Below are 15,110 nucleotides of genomic sequence, written 5' to 3' on the forward strand. Positions count from 1 at the left end.
ACGGTATGAACTTTCGATTTTCGCTTCTGTTGGGTTTGTTGGTCACGGCGGCATCGGCCCATGCCCAGACTGGTATTGCAGACGGTGGGGCGGCGCAAGCCAACCTCGCCGCACTGACGGCAGGCTCGCCCGCTATGCTGCCCCGCGGCGAGAGCTACGGCATGAAGGGCTCGCCCTATGCCGATGCCCGCTGGCTGCCCGCCAAACTCACGCTCAGCAACAACCTGCCGCTGGCTCCCATTCCGCTGAAGTATGACGTGCTGGAGCACCGCTTGCTGATGCGCCCCCTCACCCGGGGCAACGATTCGCTATTGCTTGACGACCGGCAGGTGGTGAGCTTTGTGCTGATGGAGCCGCTTTCGGACCTGGGTCCGGCCCGGTCCCGCCTGTTCCGCCGCTTCCTGGAGGCACCCAACGAGCGGCAGCGCCAGGACTACGTGGAGGTGTTGCACGAAGGCCAGCATACCCTGCTGAAACACTACATCAAGTCGATGAAAAAGGCCGACTACCAGGGCGCTTACAGCAACGACCAGCGCTACGATGTAATTGACGACAAAACAGTGTACTACCTACGCAGCCCGGCGGGCGTTCTGCAGCCCATAAAGCTTGGCCTCAAGCCCCTGCAGGCCGCCGCACCGGCCCTGGCCGATGCCCTAAAAACCGCTGTGGCCACGCAACGCCCCAAAACCGACGCCGATTGGGCCGCGGTGCTCCGCATGGTAGACCCCGCCCCGGCTAAATAGCCAGGGTGGCGGGCAGGTGAATGCCGAAACGGCTGGCCAGCGCCTGCTCGTATGCTGCCGCATTGGCCAGGGCCGTCGTACTGACGGTGCCATCGGCCCGGCGAATTTTCAGCTCCCTGTCAACCAGGCTGAGGCGGCAGTCGGGAGCTGCCAGGGTAGTGATGCGCTGCTTGCGAAAGGGCGAATCGGGTGATTGCGAGTAGTAAAAATTCATCATCTGGTAGTCGCTGGGCTGTGCTTCATCCAGGGTGAAGGTGTAGAGGCTTTGCCACTCGCCCAGCAGGTGCAGCTGCAGGTGAATGTTGTGCTGCGGGGCCGCCTGCAGCCGGTACCGGTCGAAAAACTGCTGGTGCTCGGGCCCCGTCACCAGCGGAATGGGCTCGATGAGCCCGTTGGCGCCAAAGCCCAGGTCGGCCAGCCACGGCTTGCCCGCCACTTCCACCAGCAGCACCTGGTGGGCGCGGGGCCGTAGCGGGTAGCCCGCCAGCAGGTTGCGCCCCACCAGGGGCGTGACCGTGAACCCCAGCTGCTGCAGCACCAGCCGAAACAGGCCGTTGAGCTCATAGCAGTAGCCGCCCCGCCGCTCCTGAATCAGTTTCTGGGCCAGGCTGGCGGGGTCGAGGCCAATGGGCCGGTTGAGGTGAATGTCGAGGTTTTCGAAGGGAATGCTGAACGCCTGCGCCCGATGCAGGCCCACCAGCGTGGCCAGGGAGTGCGTGAGCGGGCCCTGGTAGCCGATGCGCGCGGTGTAGGCGGCAAGGTCGAGGGGAGAGTGAGACATGGGCGGCAACGCGAAAGGCGGGGGATTCCAGCTGAATTACGCCAGAAAAGACGTGCCAGTCAACTGCTCACTGAGCAGCCACAACTCCCGGGCGTGCGCCAGCGTGTTGAAGGGGTGCTTCACGGCACGAGGCTTTTTCTTGGCGAAGTACCCGCCGCTGACCGTGGCCACCTCGGGCGCGGTGGCTAGGAAGATGCTGGTTTCGGCACCCTTTTCCACCGAAATCATAAAAGGCCGCGCCAGCAGCAGCAGCTGGCTGAATAGCCCGCCCGCACCGGCGCCAAAGTTGCTGGCCACCACGCCGGGGTGCACGGCATTGGTGGTAACGCTGTGGAGGCCGTGGGCGCGCAGGCGCCGGGCCAGCTCCTGCGTGAAAAGGATGTTGTAGAGCTTGGTATTGCCATACACCCGCATGGCGCTGTAGCTCCGCTCGGACTGAAAATCGGCCAAATCGGGCCGGGCAAAATTGTGGGCCGTTGAGGAGAGGTTGACGACCCGGGCGGCCGGGCTGGCGCGCAGCTTGTCCAGCAGCAGGGACGTGAGCAGAAACGGCCCCAGGTGGTTGGTGGCCACGCCCAGCTCGTGGCCGTCGACCGACACCTGCCGCTGCGCCCCAAACAGCAGGCCGGCGTTGTTCACCAACACGTCGAGGCGGGGGTAGCGGGCATTGAATTCGGCCGCCGCCCGGCGCACCGACGCCAGGTCGGCCAGGTCGGCCAGCAGCACATCCACGCGCTGGTGCCCGGCGGCGGCTTGAATTTCGTGCTGCGTGGCGGTGGCTTTGTCGGCGTTGCGAGCCAGGAGCACTAGGTGGGCGCCCTTTTTGGCCAGCTCGGTGGCGGTTACTTTGCCAATGCCGGAAGTGGCGCCGGTCACGAGGATAATTTGATGCTGAAGGTCGGACATAAACGAAAATGCAAATAAAGAATGAGTACCTGCGTAGACGTAACTCCGGGCGCAATGCTTGGTTTAATTGATTTCGCGCCCGACTTTGGCCCCATGAAAGCCCTTCTGCTCATCGACATTCAAAACGACTTTGTGCCCGGCGGCCGGCTGGCCGTGCCCGGCGGCGATGCTATCATTCCGCTTGTCAACAGCTTGCAGACGAAATTCGACCTGGTGGTGGCTTCGCAGGACTGGCACCCGGCCGGGCACCTGAGCTTTGCCAGCAGCCACCCGGGCCGGGCACCGTTTGAGCAAATTGACCTGCACGGCCTGCCCCAAACGCTCTGGCCCGACCACTGCGTGCAGGAAACCCCCGGTGCCGCCCTCCACCCCGCCCTGGATACCCGCCGCGTGGAAGCCATTTTCCGCAAAGGCATGGCGCCGGACATCGACTCCTACAGCGCGTTCTTCGACAACGGCCACCGCAAAGCCACCGGCCTCACCGCCTACCTGCGCGGCCGCGGCGTGACAGATGTGTACCTGGCCGGCCTGGCCGGCGACTTTTGCGTGTACTTTTCGGCGCTCGATGCCCTGGCCGCTGGCTTCACCACCCACGTCGTCACCGATGCAACCCGCGCCATCAGCGACGATGGTTTTCGCGCGGCCCTGGCCGATATGGAAACAAAGGGAGCCCACCTGGTACTAAGCAGCGACTTGGTGGCTGACCCCGGTGCGCTACTGAACTAAGCCCCAGCCGCGACCAACGCCCCCCCCGGCTACCCCGTACTGCTACCCTATGGATTCTCGTCTCCGCGACACTACCCCTGGCTGGAAAGAAAGGGCTTACATCATCATTTTTGAGTCGGACACCCACGCGGGCCGGCTCTACGACATCGTGTTGCTTACGGTGATTGTGCTGAGCGTGGCCACGGTGATGCTGGACAGCGTTAGCACCATCAACGCAGCATACGGCGCTTTTTTGCGCGTGCTGGAATGGTTTTTCACCCTCCTTTTCACGCTGGAATACTTGGCCAGGCTGGTGGTGACGCGCCGCAAGCTGGCCTACGCCTTCAGCTGGCTGGGCATTATCGACTTCCTGTCCACGGGGCCGGCGCTGGCGGCCCTGGTGTTCTCGGGCGGGCACTACCTGCTGGCCATTCGCACGCTGCGCTTGTTGCGCATGTTCCGCATTTTCAAGCTGGGCAAGTTTGTGGGCGAGGGCGAATTTATTGTAGACGCGCTCAAGGCCAGCCGATTCAAAATCATGGTTTTCCTCACGGCCGTGCTCACGCTCACCATTGTAATGGGCACGCTGATGTACGCCATAGAGGGTGGCGAGCACGGCTTCACCAGCATCCCCAAAAGCGTGTACTGGGCCATAGTCACAGTAACTACCGTGGGCTACGGCGACATTTCACCGGTTACCATACTCGGCCAAACCCTGGCTTCCCTGCTGATGGTGATGGGCTACGGCATCATTGCGGTGCCCACGGGCATCGTATCGGCCCAAATGGCCATGCCGACAAGAGCAGCGGCTGCCGCCGCAGCCGCTGCAATTCCGACTTACAAAATGGCGGCCTGCCAGGGGTGCCAGGCCACCAACCACCGGCCCGATGCCGCGTTTTGCTGGCGCTGCGGCCAGCCGCTGTAGCGCGCCCTGCCGGGGAGCAATGGCTTGGGCAAGCGCCGCGCGGTACTACAGCTGCTTGGTGAGCCGCAAGCCGCTGTAAGAGTGGCCGTTGATATTCAGCCCCTGCATGGGCACCATGCTCACGCCCCGGCTCCGGCCTACCTTATGCAGCTGCGGCACTACAATGCCCAGGGTAGCGCCCACGGCGTAGCCGACCATGTTATCGGTGAGAAAGTGCTTGCCGGCCTCTATGCGGTAGTAGCCCACAGCGACGGGCACAAGGGCCGCGGCACCCCATACAAAGGGCTCGGCCGACGAGCCGGGGTTGAAGTCGTGAAAGACCTTGGCGGCAAAAAACGTGGCCGCGGCCGTATTCGCGGTGTGTCCGCCAAAAAAGGAGTTAGTCGCGATTTTGCCGTTGCGCCCCCCGCCGCCTTCAGTGCCATAGAGGTAGGGACGGTAGCGATACACGTTGCCCACGGTCATGGTGAAAATGGCATTATTCGCCATCATGGTTTGGAGGTAGAGGCCCAGCACCTGGCCGTAGCGGCCGCGCACTTCGGGGTTGAGGGCCAGCAGGCCGGGCGCAATCAGCAGCGTGGGATAGGCGAAGATGTCGCTGATGGTTTGGGCACGTTCGCTGAATTTGCCGGCCGCGAAACGGTCAATTTTGGGAATGTCGTTGCGGTCGAGGGCCGCCAGCTCGGCATTGGAGAGGCCGTTTTTCTGCTGTACCAGGTACAAACCCGCGGCGCTGATAGCCCCCAGACCGACGGTAATGCCACCGTCTACGAGGAAGTCGGTTTTGTAGGGCGAAGGGGATTTTTGTGCCTGCGCGGCCTGGCCCGTGAGCAGCGCCCCCGATAGGGCAATTGAGAAGAAAAACTTCATCAAATGGGTAATATTTAGAGTGGAATTAAGCTGAACGCAAAAAGCCGCTTTTGAGTTAGCCGAGCCACCTTTATGGGGTTATTTGCGTTGTTCGAACTTGTGTGCTGGTCAATGATTTTTTTGGGTCTGGCCTAGCCGCACCAACTTTTTATCAGTAAAAACAATGTTACTCAATTAATTTTATCTAATTGAAAATCAAAATTATAAGCTGATTTTGATTTTCAAATGCGTTTAAAAAGCAAAGCTGAGAACAGGAAAGAAAGTCTTCAGCCCGATGCAGCACTTATTTATAAAAAGCTGCCTTTGCCTGACTAGCGTACCACTACCAGCGCGTCCTTGCGCATCCAGCCGGTGGTGGTGACGTTCTCCCAGTTGGTGAAGGTGACGTAGACGGCCGCGCCGCGCTCTTCGCCCAGGCGCACTTTGTCGCCGCGCACGCAATGTGCTTTGCGGGGAGTGGCAAGGTCCGGGGAGTTGTGGAAGTACGCACGGGCGGTCTGAACCACGGCGCGGCGGGCACCGCTGGTGGCCGCTGGTGGCGGGAAACTGCCGGCGCGCGGGGCCGCGTCGGGAGCGGGCGGCTCGGCGGGGGCCGTGGCTGCAGGTGCCGAAGCTGCGGCCGGGCGCTCGGTAGCGGTGCTGAGCTCCTGCCGCTTAAGCCAGCCGGTGCTGCGGTTGCCGGCGGGGTCCACGGAACCGGTTTTCACAAAGCCGTTCCATTCGCCTTCGCCGTAGAAAACATCGCCGCGCCGCAGGTATCGACCGTTGGGAGTAGACTGCTCGGGATTGTCGAAGAAATAGGCCGTGCCCACCGCCACGCGGTAGCGTCGGCCCACGGCGGTGAGGGGCCCCGTTGGCTCAATTGAGGAAGAAGATTCGGGATTATCAGGGGCAGTAGCTGAGGATTTGGGCAACGTAGCGGAATGCCGGTCTACCACCAGCTCCGAGTTGCGGCGACGGGTTTTGTCGTCGGAACAGGCCCCCAGCACGGCCAGGAGCCCACCGCCCACCACCACCCATCGCCGCACCACTCCCCCACACCTAGGCATCGGCCTCTGGGAACGGGCCGCGCTCGGAACTGCAGAACGGAACAAAGAGGCGGCGAGAGGGGACAGCATTTTCGTATGGCTTAGCGGACTTTTCCATACGTACTGCAAAATCTTACGGGGGTTTCACCGCCAGCATCCATTTTGCTTAATGGCCCAAGACGTATTCAGGCCAGGCGAAACAGGGTCGGACAGCGGATAGCAAGTCGTTGCTCAGGAAGCTTAAGGTGAGGCTGTCGCTGTTGCCAGTTTGGATTTTGGTGGAGTGTAACGTCATCCACAGGGATGTTTCAGGCCGAAACGCGCCAATGGCCGCTCACGTAACCAGCAATGGCGCGTACCCGACCCCAAACGTAAACCCCGTGGCCAGAACCAGCCCCTTGGGTGAGGCCTCGCTCTTGCTGGCGCCCCGGTAGCAAACGCCGTCCACGCTGGCCTGCCCCAGCCCCAAAAGGGGCACCGCAGGGAGGACAGTGCGTGGCCAGCCGCTGCCAGCCGGCCAGGGCCAGCCCCTTCATAATGAGGTACCACAGCTCAACAAAAAAGCCAACCCGAGGGGTGGCATCAACAGGAAATAGAAGTTCATGGCTTCGCATTCAGCCCGCAAAATCATACGTAGCAGCCGCAGCTTATTGTGGCGCTCGTAGGCCACCACCTGGCGCAGCTGCTACTGGCGGGCTAGCAGGGAGAGCCAAACAGGACCTCCAGCAAGCGGCCGTTTCGAAAGAGCAGGTTTAACGAAGCGTCCAGTTCTATGCCTTTGTCGTGAAGGGGCACGCTCATTATTTCCGCCGAACGGCCTTCGTAAAGCACGGTATCGGGCTTGGCCGACATCGGGTAGAAGCGGCGAACGTCTCCAAGGGTAGTGTTCTTATTGAGATTCAGCTTGCCCACCTTGCCCTGGAACTTACCCGAAGTAACGTCGAAGCCGGACATTGTTGCCTGGTTTTCGTTCACTTCGTACGTGGTACGGCCATAGAACCACAGGCGGCTGTCGGGGCCGTTTACTGTCCCTAGTTCGCCACCGCACTCAAATGTGGTTTTGGAAATGCTATCGGGCCGCCCTAGCTGGCTTTCCAGCTGCTGAACGGTCAGCAGCTCCTTGTGATTGCCGTTGACGGTAAGCGTATTCAGCTCAATAAACTCTGTGTTGGCGGGCGCCGATGTGGCTGCCTTCTGGGCTGAGCCCCCCGGCAGGGCGGGGGTAGTGGAGTTGTTTTGGCAGGCAACTAAGCAAAACAACAGAGGAGCAGTTTGGCAGAGGTGTTTCATCGTAAATTGGTAGAGCAGGTTTTGCGCGCCAACAAGGCGAATTAATTACTGGAAGCGCGCATCAATATTACCAAAAAGTTGCCGCTGGCACCAAAGACACAGCTACCCGGTCGGCCGTGAACCTTACATGGGTAAGCAATACTCCGCTCGTACCTGCCCGGAAAATTCTGGTGCTACCTCATTGAGCCCAAAAATGTCGTGCCCAGCGTAGTTAAAGCCCCTCGTAGGCTTCAACTGCGCTCGGCACGACGTTTTAATTAACCGCTTATTTGTTATCCGGCTACTCCAGTTTGATGCCTTGCGCCGCCATTTCCTTTTCCGCCTTGGCGTGGTTGGCCAGATACTCGGCGTGCTGGGCAGTTGTGCGCTCGGTGCCGAGGCTGGCGAGGTGCTCGCGCAGCTTCTCGGCGGGCAGGTCGGCGCCGTAGGACGGGGTGCCGGGCTGCTGCCGCCACGATTCGTGCAGGCTGCCATTGTCCACGGCATCGAAACCCAGCTCATCCACCAGGGCCATTACTTTTTGCTTGGCGGCGGCATCGTCGCCGCCCACGGGCAGGGAAATGCGGCCGGGCGTGCCAGCAGGCTGGCCTTTGTTTTCGAGGTGGTCGGCGTAGATGTTGTTGAACACCTTCACCACCGGGCGGCCCAGGTGCTGCTGCACCCATTCGCTTTCGGTGAGGTCGCCGGTTTCCAGCTCCGGCATTTTGCCGTCGCGCAGCAGCGGGTAGTAGTTGCTCGTGTCAATAACGGGCACATCGGCCGCCACGCCCTCGAACAGGTCTTTGGGCAGGTCGGGGATGTTTTTCAGCGGAATGGTCACCACGATGATGTCGCCGTATTGGGCCGCTTCCCGGGCCGTGACGGGGGTGGCACCGGTTTTCTGGGCCACGTCCTTCAGCGTCTCGGGGCCCCGGGAGTTGGCAATTTGTACCGAGTGGCCGAGGCTGACGAGCCGCACGGCCAGGGCACTGCCGATGTGGCCAGCCCCGATGATTCCAATGTTCATATTGCGAAGATTTAGGTTTTGCGCGGCGGCTGTGCGCTGCCGCAGGCATAGTAAACGGATGCGGCGGCGAATTGCTTTATTTCGGCGGGAATTTGTCGGCAGAATAACGGAACTCAGACCGAAAACAGAACGTCATGCCGAGCGCAGCCGAGGCATCTCGCGTGCAGTCACTATTCCTTACGATTGGTTTACTACCCCACGCGAGATGCCTCGGCTGCGCTCGGGATGACGTTCTATTTTTGACCTCCTGCCCTGCTACTCCAGCCCCGGAATCTTCGCACCACGGTCCCGAGCCACGTCCTGTGCAATTTCATACCCCGCGTCGGCGTGGCGGAAGATGCCCATGCCAGGGTCGGTGGTGAGGACGCGCTTGAGGCGTTCGGCTTTTTCGGGGGTTCCGGTGGCTACTATCACCATGCCGGAGTGGGTGCTGTTGCCAATGCCCACGCCGCCGCCGTTGTGCAGGCTCACCCAGTCGGCGCCGCTGGCGCAGTTGGCCAGGGCGTTGAGCAGGGGCCAGTCGGCCACGGCGTCGGAGCCGTCTTTCATGCCTTCGGTTTCGCGGTTGGGCGAGGCCACCGAGCCGCAGTCGAGGTGGTCGCGGCCGATGACGATGGGGGCCGAAACTTCGCCCCGCGCCACAAGTTCGTTTATCACCAGACCGAACTTCTCCCGCTCGCCGTAGCCCAGCCAGCAAACCCGCGCCGGCAGGCCAATGAAGGGCACTTTGGCCTGGGCCTTGGCTATCCAGCGAGCCAGCATCTTATTCTCAGGAAACGTTTCGAGCAGGGCGCGGTCGATGCGCAGAATGTCCTGTGGGTCGCCGCTGAGGGCGGCCCACCGGAACGGGCCTTTACCCTCGCAAAACAACGGCCGGATGTAGCCGGGCACGAAGCCGGGGTAAAGAAACTGGCCGCTTGAGTCGCGCACTTGCAGCCCGCCTTTTTCGGCCTGGCCGCGCAGGTTGTTGCCGTAGTCCACGGCGATGGCGCCGCGCCGCTGCATCTCCAGTATGGCTTCTACGTGCTTCACGATGGACGCCAGGGCCTGCTTCTTAAACGCCTCGGGGTTGGCGGCGCGCAGGGCCAGCACCTCGGTAATGTCGCCTTCGGGAAGGTAATCCATCAGGTCGTGAGCGGAGGTCTGGTCGGTCACGATTTCGGGTTTAAAGCCCAGTTCCAGCAGTTGCGGCAGCACCGTGGCGGCGTTGCCGGTGAGGCCCACCGACCAGCCTTTGCCGGCGGCTTTGGCCTGCTCGCACAACGCCAGGGCATGAGCGAGGTCGCGGGCCTGCTCGTCTACGTAGCCTTCGCGCACCTTTTGCTGCACCCGCTCCTCAATGGGCTCAATGACAAGGCACACGCCGTCGTTCATGGTCACGGCCAGGGGCTGGGCGCCGCTCATGCCGCCCAGACCCGCCGTGAGGGTGATGGTGCCGCGCAGACTACCGCCAAAATGCTGGTCGGCCATGGCGGCAAACGTCTCATACGTGCCCTGCAAAATGCCCTGGGTGGCGATGTAAATCCAGGAGCCGGCCGTCATCTGGCCGTACATCATCAGGCCCAGACGGTCGAGCTCGTCGAAGTATTCCTGGGTGCTCCAGGCGGGCACTAGGTTGCTGTTGGCGATGAGCACGCGGGGCGCGTGGGCCCAGGTTTTGAGCACGCCCACGGCTTTGCCGCTCTGCACCAGCATGGTTTCGTCGGGCTCCAGCTCCTTCAGCGTTTTCACGATGACCTGATATTCCTTCCAGTTGCGAGCAGCGCGGCCGGCGCCGCCGTACACAATCAGCTCGTCATACACCAGGCTCACGGCGGGGTCGAGGTTGTTTTCCAGCATGCGCAGGGCGGCTTCGGCTTCCCAGGTTTTGCAGCGCAGTTCCGGACCGTGCTGGGCCTTCACGGTTTCTTCGGGCTTGAACTCGTAGAACATCGGGCGCTTCGTCACCTCACCCCCCGGCCCCGCATCTGCTTTAAGCGCAGAGTCCTGCGGAGAGGGGGAGCCAGATGAGAGGGAGTTGGCTTCAAGATTGAGCTCGGCGGTTTGGGTAGAGGTGGGGGTCATGGGCAGCGGGTTGGGTGGGTGGCGAAGTTAGGAAAATGTAGCGTGGCGGCGGCGTGGGTACGCCCAGGGCCCGCGGCGGCTGGTCCACCTGACCTGCCCCAGCCCGGTCTAGTAGTACGTATATCGCACCTCCGACACCAGGGGCTGGCCGCCGGGTTGGTTGGGGCTCTCCGTTTTGCGCAGCAACAAGCCGTGGGCGTCGTATTCGTAATCGGTGGCCGAGGAGCGGAACATTCGTAACGTAGTATCATCGGTAGTGCCGGGCCCCAGCTGGTAGGTGCGTTCCTCCCGCTTCACCAGGCCCGCGGGGTTGCGCACGTAGCGTCTGGTATAGCCCAGCACGCCAGTTGCAGGCTTTGAGGTCAGCGTCCAGCTGCCGTCGGCGGCGCGGGACTTTACCTCCTTCTCGGGCGCGGTACTGGGTGCGGGGGTGAAATAGGTGGCTGTTTCAATGAGCCCGCCCTTCGCGTCGTAGGTATTGCGGGTGCGGGGCACAGGGCGGCCGCGCCGGGTGCGGGAGGCGCGCAGCAGCTCGGGCGCGGTCAGCGGCGTCCCCAACGCTACGGGCTGGAAGTCCATCGTACCGTTCTCGACTACGCGGCCCGCCCGGCGCACGGTGTAGCTGGCCAGGAACTCGGTGGGGGTATCGGCCGCATCGTAGGCAATGGCCACCGAGCAGGTCGTGTCGCGGCCCAGTGGGTAGCTGCGCAGCAGCAGGCGCCGGGATTTTTCGTCTTCCATGCCCGGTAGTGGCTGGAAGTTGGCATCCATAGTCAGAGTGTCGCCGCGGCGCGTGCGGTGGCTTTGCTGCCACAATAGTGGCTGGTCCAGTATGCCCAGCGCGTAGGACGTGTAGAGCTGCCTGACTGGCTCGTACACAGTTTGTGAGCCAAGATATTCGCCGGCTTTGGGTACTCTGGTTACTTCCACCAGCCGGCTACTGCCATCGAAGCGCTGCCGGACCGGCTGCCCAAAATAGGGCTTAGCCAGCAGCGTTGTGTTACCGCGCCGGTCCAGCTCGGTGTACTCCGTGGTATCGAGCTGGCCCGCCCGCGTCAGCACAACGGTCTTCACCCGGCGGCGGGCGTAGTGCAGGCGGGCCAGCGAGTCGTCGGCCGACAGGTGCTGGGGCAGCACGTTCAGCGAATACAGCAGCGGCAAGTGCAGGGGCGCGCTCATCAACACGGTTTCAGTTTTAGATTGGGTGGCTGGGGCCGCCTGGCTCCGGGCAATGTGTGGGAGAAGTAGGGAGGCCATTCCCATCCCTCCGGCCAGTAGTTTACGTAGCATCAGCAGTAGGTTTTACCTGCAAGTACGCGGTTTTTCCGCACATCCCGCCGCCCCGCCATGTCCCCCGACTACACCCCCATCGACTGCCATTTCTACGACCTGCTCGAAGCAGCCGCCACCCAGCGCCGCCACATCAACCTACAGTATTTCAACGACCTACGCCAGCTCTGCCTGGGCTCCGGGGTGATAGACACGCTTTTTATTCGCGACAAAGTGGAATTCATGCGCCTGAAATCCGGTGAGGAAATTCGCCTCGACCTCCTCATCCGGCTCGACGACAAGCCCGCCCCGGGCTACGCCGACTACCCCGATTTCAGCTGCGGCTGCTAGCGTGGGGGCGTATAAATAAACGGCCACCGAGCCATCTCGGCCGCGCTCAGCAGGATTGTTGATATCTCTTGCCTAACGCAAACGGTGTCTTATTCGCGCTCCTGATTCACCCGGATGCCGCCATTCACGGTCACCGCCTTTACGGGGGCGCCGCCGTTGCCGAGGCTGGTTACCAACTCCTTGCGCATCATGCCCGACTTGTTAACCGGCATGCTGGCCCGGATGCTGCCCATGTTAGTGCTGGTTTCCAGCTGGGCCGAATACCCCTTGGGCAGGTTCCAGGTGATGCCGCCGTTGGTGGTTTCCACGTCCAGGCCTTTGCCGTCCCACTGCTTGCCCGAGAGGGTAATGTCCAGCCCCCCGTTTACGGTTTTGCCGGTCACGCTGCCGCCCAGGTTCGCCAGCGACACGCCGCCGTTCACCACGCTGAACTGCACATCGGCCTGCAGGTTATCGAGGCTGATGCCACCGTTTACGGTGTTCAGCACCAGGGCCGTTTGCTGCGGCACAAAAACTTCGTAGCTCACGCTGTGGCGCTCCTCCGAGCCGGCCGCGCTGGCCTGCAAGCGGTTGTTGGCCGCTTCAATGCTGACTTCCTGAACACGCTTCCGGGCCTCGGCCTCGGAGCTGGCCCAGCTTTGCACCTTGGCCCGAACGCGCACCTCCGCGCCCGACCACCCGTGCACGGTGATGCCGCCATTGGCGCCCCCGCTGATGGTGAGCGGCTGTCCGGCCGGCACGGCCATGGTCAGGTCGCGGATTTCACAGAACCGCTTGCTTTCCGAACCGCCACGCGTCCATTTACCATCGTCACAGCCAGTCTTGAATTGGGGCTCCGTGGCAGTCTGGGCAGTGGCAGAAAGCGCAACGCAGGAAAAAGCAAGTGCAGAAAGAAGGGTTTTCATAGGGGGGCGTGTGAAAGAATGTTGAAAGTTAGGGAATTGAATTACTAATTCAGTCCTGTGGCAAGGGCCGCAGCAGCTTGGGCGACGAATGGAGTACCAAGTAATTCCACGCTCATCATAAGCACTTCAAAACAAGCTGATTTTCGGCAGAATCACCAATTTCACCACTTCCTGTCATCCTGAGCGCAGCGAAGCACCTGTTCAGACCGGGGCTAAGTGGAGCATAGGCCAACAGAGCGGACGCGGCAGGGCAGTGAGCGGGTCTCAGGACGGCAGGCTAGGGACTTACGAATCAGGTTATTCCCGTTCAAGCCTCCTTTTGAGGCTGAAGCCCGTATGCTTTCAGTATTCAGTTGTTTTTCTTTCCTAGCCCCTACTCCCATGGATACTGTAGCCGCCGGCGTCACCCAGCTGCGCATTCAGCGCTTTGTCAACGTTTATTTCGTCGAAACCGGCACCCCCGGCGAGTGGGTGCTCATTGATACCGGACTGCCTGGCAGCGCCAAAACCATCATTGCCGCCGCCGACAAGCTGTTTTACCCCGGCAGCCACCCCGAGGCCATTCTGCTCACCCACGGCCACCTCGACCACCTAGGCTCGGCCAAGGAGCTGGCCGACCACTGGAACGTGCCCGTTATTGCCCACCCCCTGGAGTTGCCCTACCTCACCGGGAAGGCCCAGTACCCACCGCGCGACCCCACCGTGGGCGGCTCGCTGGCTTTTATGAGCCGGTTTTTTCCCAAGCATCTCCCCAACCTCGCCGAGCGGGTGCAGGCCCTCAACGCCGACGACCCCAGCACGCCCCACCTCATGAGCTGGCGCTGGCTGCACGTGCCGGGCCACGCCCCCGGCCAGCTGGCCTTCTTCCGCGAAGCCGACCGCACCCTGCTGGGGGCCGACGCTTTTGCCACCTGTCACCACGATTCGTTGCCGGCTGTGCTGCTGGGACTACCCAAAATCAGCCGGGCCGGCACCCCGTTCAACTACGATTGGGAAGCCTCCCGCCACTCGGTGCAGCTGCTGGCCGATTTGGAGCCCAAATCCATTGGCTGCGGCCACGGGCCAGTCATAACCGGTCCTGAGGCGGCGGCGGGCCTACGCGCCCTGGCCGATAATTACCCCGTGCCCGACCACGGTCGCTACGTATCAGAAGCCGCCCGCACCGATGCCAGCGGCGTGGAGCACCTGCCCCCCGCGCCCGCCGACAAGCTGCCCGTGCAGGCTGCCGCCATCGGCGCCGGCATCCTGCTGGCGGGCGCGGCGTGGTTCTTCACCGGCGGTCGGCGTCGCGGGCGCCAGCAGCCGCGGCCACCCCGGTCAAAAAGGCCGTAACCACGGTGGCCGCCAGCCGGGCCGTCTGGTGGTCGCGGTCGTATACGGGGTTGAACTCCATCACCTCAAACAGCCGGACCTGTTCGTTTTCCCCCGCCAAGAAAGCCGCTTCCATGGCCTGGCGTGGCGTAAAACCGTCGGCGCTGGGGGCCGATACGCCCGGTGCAAACGCCTCGGCGCAGCTGTCTACGTCGAAGCTCACGAAGGCCGGGCCGCCGTTGATGGCGCGGCTGAGGGCGCGCGTCAGGTACAGTTCCATGCCTTCCTTTTGCACATGAGCCAGGGGCACAATGTGGACGGCCTGCTCGTGCAGGAAGTCGATATCGGCTTTGGTGTTGAGGTTGGAATGCAGGCCCATTTCGGTGAAGCGGGCGCCGGTTACAAAGCCTTCGCGCAGCAGCTTGCCAAAGGGCGTGCCGCTGCTGATGTCGGGCCGTTCCTTCACATCGGCGTGGGCATCTAGGTTGATGCCGCCCACAGCCTGCCCGCCGCCGGCATCAAACAACCCACGCACCGAGGAGTAAGAGCCGTCGTGCGAGCCCCCCATCACCACTACGCGCGGGTAGGTGCGCAACAGCTGGCCCACCCGCTCACGGATGCGGTCGTGGTTGGCAGCGTGGTCGGCGTGGCGCAACTCCAGGTTGCCGGCGTCGGCAATGCGCAGGTGGTCGAGGCTGATGTTGTGCTCCAGATTGTAGGTTTTATGATAGCGCCGCAACTCGCGCCGGATGGCTGCCGGGCCACCCACAGCCCCGCCCCGGCCCCCTTCCAGCACGGTCCCTACGTCCAGGGGCAGGCCCACGATGCACACGTCCGCCTCGGGCAGTTCGGCAGCGGGACGGATGAGTTCACGGAGGAAAGCAGGCATGGAGTACGGGGTTAAGAAGTTTCAAAAGAATGGGGTGAAAACTCAAGCAACCACGCAAAATTGCCTG

Annotated in this window: 15 protein-coding genes; 5 read left to right on the forward strand and 10 right to left on the reverse strand. The window is 62.3% G+C overall.

Translation table 11 applies throughout. The features are described from left to right. Positions 1 to 5 precede the first annotated feature (5 nt). Complete coding sequence (locus BEN48_RS01470; protein WP_070732226.1) at positions 6 to 743, forward strand: hypothetical protein; 738 nt, start codon at positions 6 to 8, stop codon at positions 741 to 743. Here the strand turns inward: BEN48_RS01470 and BEN48_RS01475 are convergent. Further along, the gene (locus BEN48_RS01475) at positions 736 to 1,524 is read right to left on the reverse strand and encodes an arylamine N-acetyltransferase family protein (RefSeq protein ID WP_070732228.1); all 789 of its coding nucleotides are present in this window, start codon (positions 1,522 to 1,524) and stop codon (positions 736 to 738) included. The two genes, BEN48_RS01470 and BEN48_RS01475, sit on opposite strands and share 8 nt — an antisense overlap. A 36-nt stretch (positions 1,525 to 1,560) precedes the next feature. Beyond that, entirely contained in the window at positions 1,561 to 2,430 is an 870-nt protein-coding gene (locus BEN48_RS01480) for an SDR family NAD(P)-dependent oxidoreductase (protein ID WP_070732230.1), read from the reverse strand. A gap of 54 nt (positions 2,431 to 2,484) precedes the next feature. On the opposite strand from BEN48_RS01480, the gene pncA reads away from it, so the two are divergent. Beyond that, on the forward strand, positions 2,485 to 3,156 hold the full coding sequence (gene pncA / locus BEN48_RS01485; protein WP_317043660.1) for a bifunctional nicotinamidase/pyrazinamidase: 672 nt from the start codon (positions 2,485 to 2,487) through the stop codon (positions 3,154 to 3,156). A gap of 49 nt (positions 3,157 to 3,205) precedes the next feature. Then, positions 3,206 to 4,060, forward strand: coding sequence for an ion transporter (locus BEN48_RS01490; RefSeq protein ID WP_070732233.1), 855 nt, complete (start codon positions 3,206 to 3,208; stop codon positions 4,058 to 4,060). Positions 4,061 to 4,105: 45 nt separating this feature from the next. Here the strand turns inward: BEN48_RS01490 and BEN48_RS01495 are convergent, their stop codons facing one another. The 6 genes from BEN48_RS01495 to BEN48_RS01520 all read right to left on the reverse strand — a co-directional run bounded on the left by BEN48_RS01495 (position 4,106) and on the right by BEN48_RS01520 (position 11,608). Next, positions 4,106 to 4,930, reverse strand: a complete 825-nt coding sequence (locus BEN48_RS01495) for a phosphatase PAP2 family protein (RefSeq protein WP_070732235.1) — start codon at positions 4,928 to 4,930, stop codon at positions 4,106 to 4,108. A 311-nt stretch (positions 4,931 to 5,241) separates the two neighbouring features. Continuing rightward, positions 5,242 to 5,979: a hypothetical protein gene (locus BEN48_RS01500; RefSeq protein WP_125932422.1), complete on the reverse strand. Its 738-nt coding sequence runs from the start codon at positions 5,977 to 5,979 to the stop codon at positions 5,242 to 5,244. 675 nt (positions 5,980 to 6,654) lie between these two features. Continuing rightward, entirely contained in the window at positions 6,655 to 7,248 is a 594-nt protein-coding gene (locus BEN48_RS01505) for a hypothetical protein (protein WP_125932423.1), read from the reverse strand. 280 nt (positions 7,249 to 7,528) lie between these two features. Then, positions 7,529 to 8,371, reverse strand: a complete 843-nt coding sequence (locus BEN48_RS01510; protein WP_317043661.1) for an NADPH-dependent F420 reductase — start codon at positions 8,369 to 8,371, stop codon at positions 7,529 to 7,531. A gap of 138 nt (positions 8,372 to 8,509) precedes the next feature. Beyond that, positions 8,510 to 10,318 carry a urocanate hydratase gene (gene hutU, locus BEN48_RS01515; RefSeq protein ID WP_083320656.1) on the reverse strand — a complete coding sequence of 603 codons (1,809 nt, stop codon included), beginning with the start codon at positions 10,316 to 10,318 and terminating at the stop codon, positions 8,510 to 8,512. Between the two features lie 108 nt (positions 10,319 to 10,426). Further along, complete coding sequence (locus BEN48_RS01520) at positions 10,427 to 11,608, reverse strand: thioredoxin domain-containing protein (protein ID WP_125932424.1); 1,182 nt, start codon at positions 11,606 to 11,608, stop codon at positions 10,427 to 10,429. Between the two features lie 57 nt (positions 11,609 to 11,665). Between BEN48_RS01520 and BEN48_RS01525 the strand changes: the two genes are divergently transcribed. Next, entirely contained in the window at positions 11,666 to 11,938 is a 273-nt protein-coding gene (locus BEN48_RS01525) for a hypothetical protein (protein ID WP_070732247.1), read from the forward strand. Between the two features lie 89 nt (positions 11,939 to 12,027). On the opposite strand, the gene BEN48_RS01530 is transcribed toward BEN48_RS01525, so the two are convergent. Next, positions 12,028 to 12,843 (reverse strand): DUF4097 family beta strand repeat-containing protein, encoded by an 816-nt coding sequence (locus BEN48_RS01530; RefSeq protein ID WP_070732249.1) that lies wholly within the window; start codon positions 12,841 to 12,843, stop codon positions 12,028 to 12,030. 381 nt (positions 12,844 to 13,224) lie between these two features. Between BEN48_RS01530 and BEN48_RS01535 the strand changes: the two genes are divergently transcribed. Then, entirely contained in the window at positions 13,225 to 14,175 is a 951-nt protein-coding gene (locus BEN48_RS01535) for an MBL fold metallo-hydrolase (protein ID WP_158010070.1), read from the forward strand. Here BEN48_RS01535 and BEN48_RS01540 read toward each other — a convergent pair. Then, the gene (locus BEN48_RS01540) at positions 14,114 to 15,043 is read right to left on the reverse strand and encodes an arginase family protein (RefSeq protein WP_070732252.1); all 930 of its coding nucleotides are present in this window, start codon (positions 15,041 to 15,043) and stop codon (positions 14,114 to 14,116) included. The two genes, BEN48_RS01535 and BEN48_RS01540, sit on opposite strands and share 62 nt — an antisense overlap. Positions 15,044 to 15,110: the final 67 nt, after the last annotated feature.

The sequence above is a fragment of the Hymenobacter glacialis genome (assembly GCF_001816165.1).
Lineage (GTDB): Bacteria > Bacteroidota > Bacteroidia > Cytophagales > Hymenobacteraceae > Hymenobacter > Hymenobacter glacialis.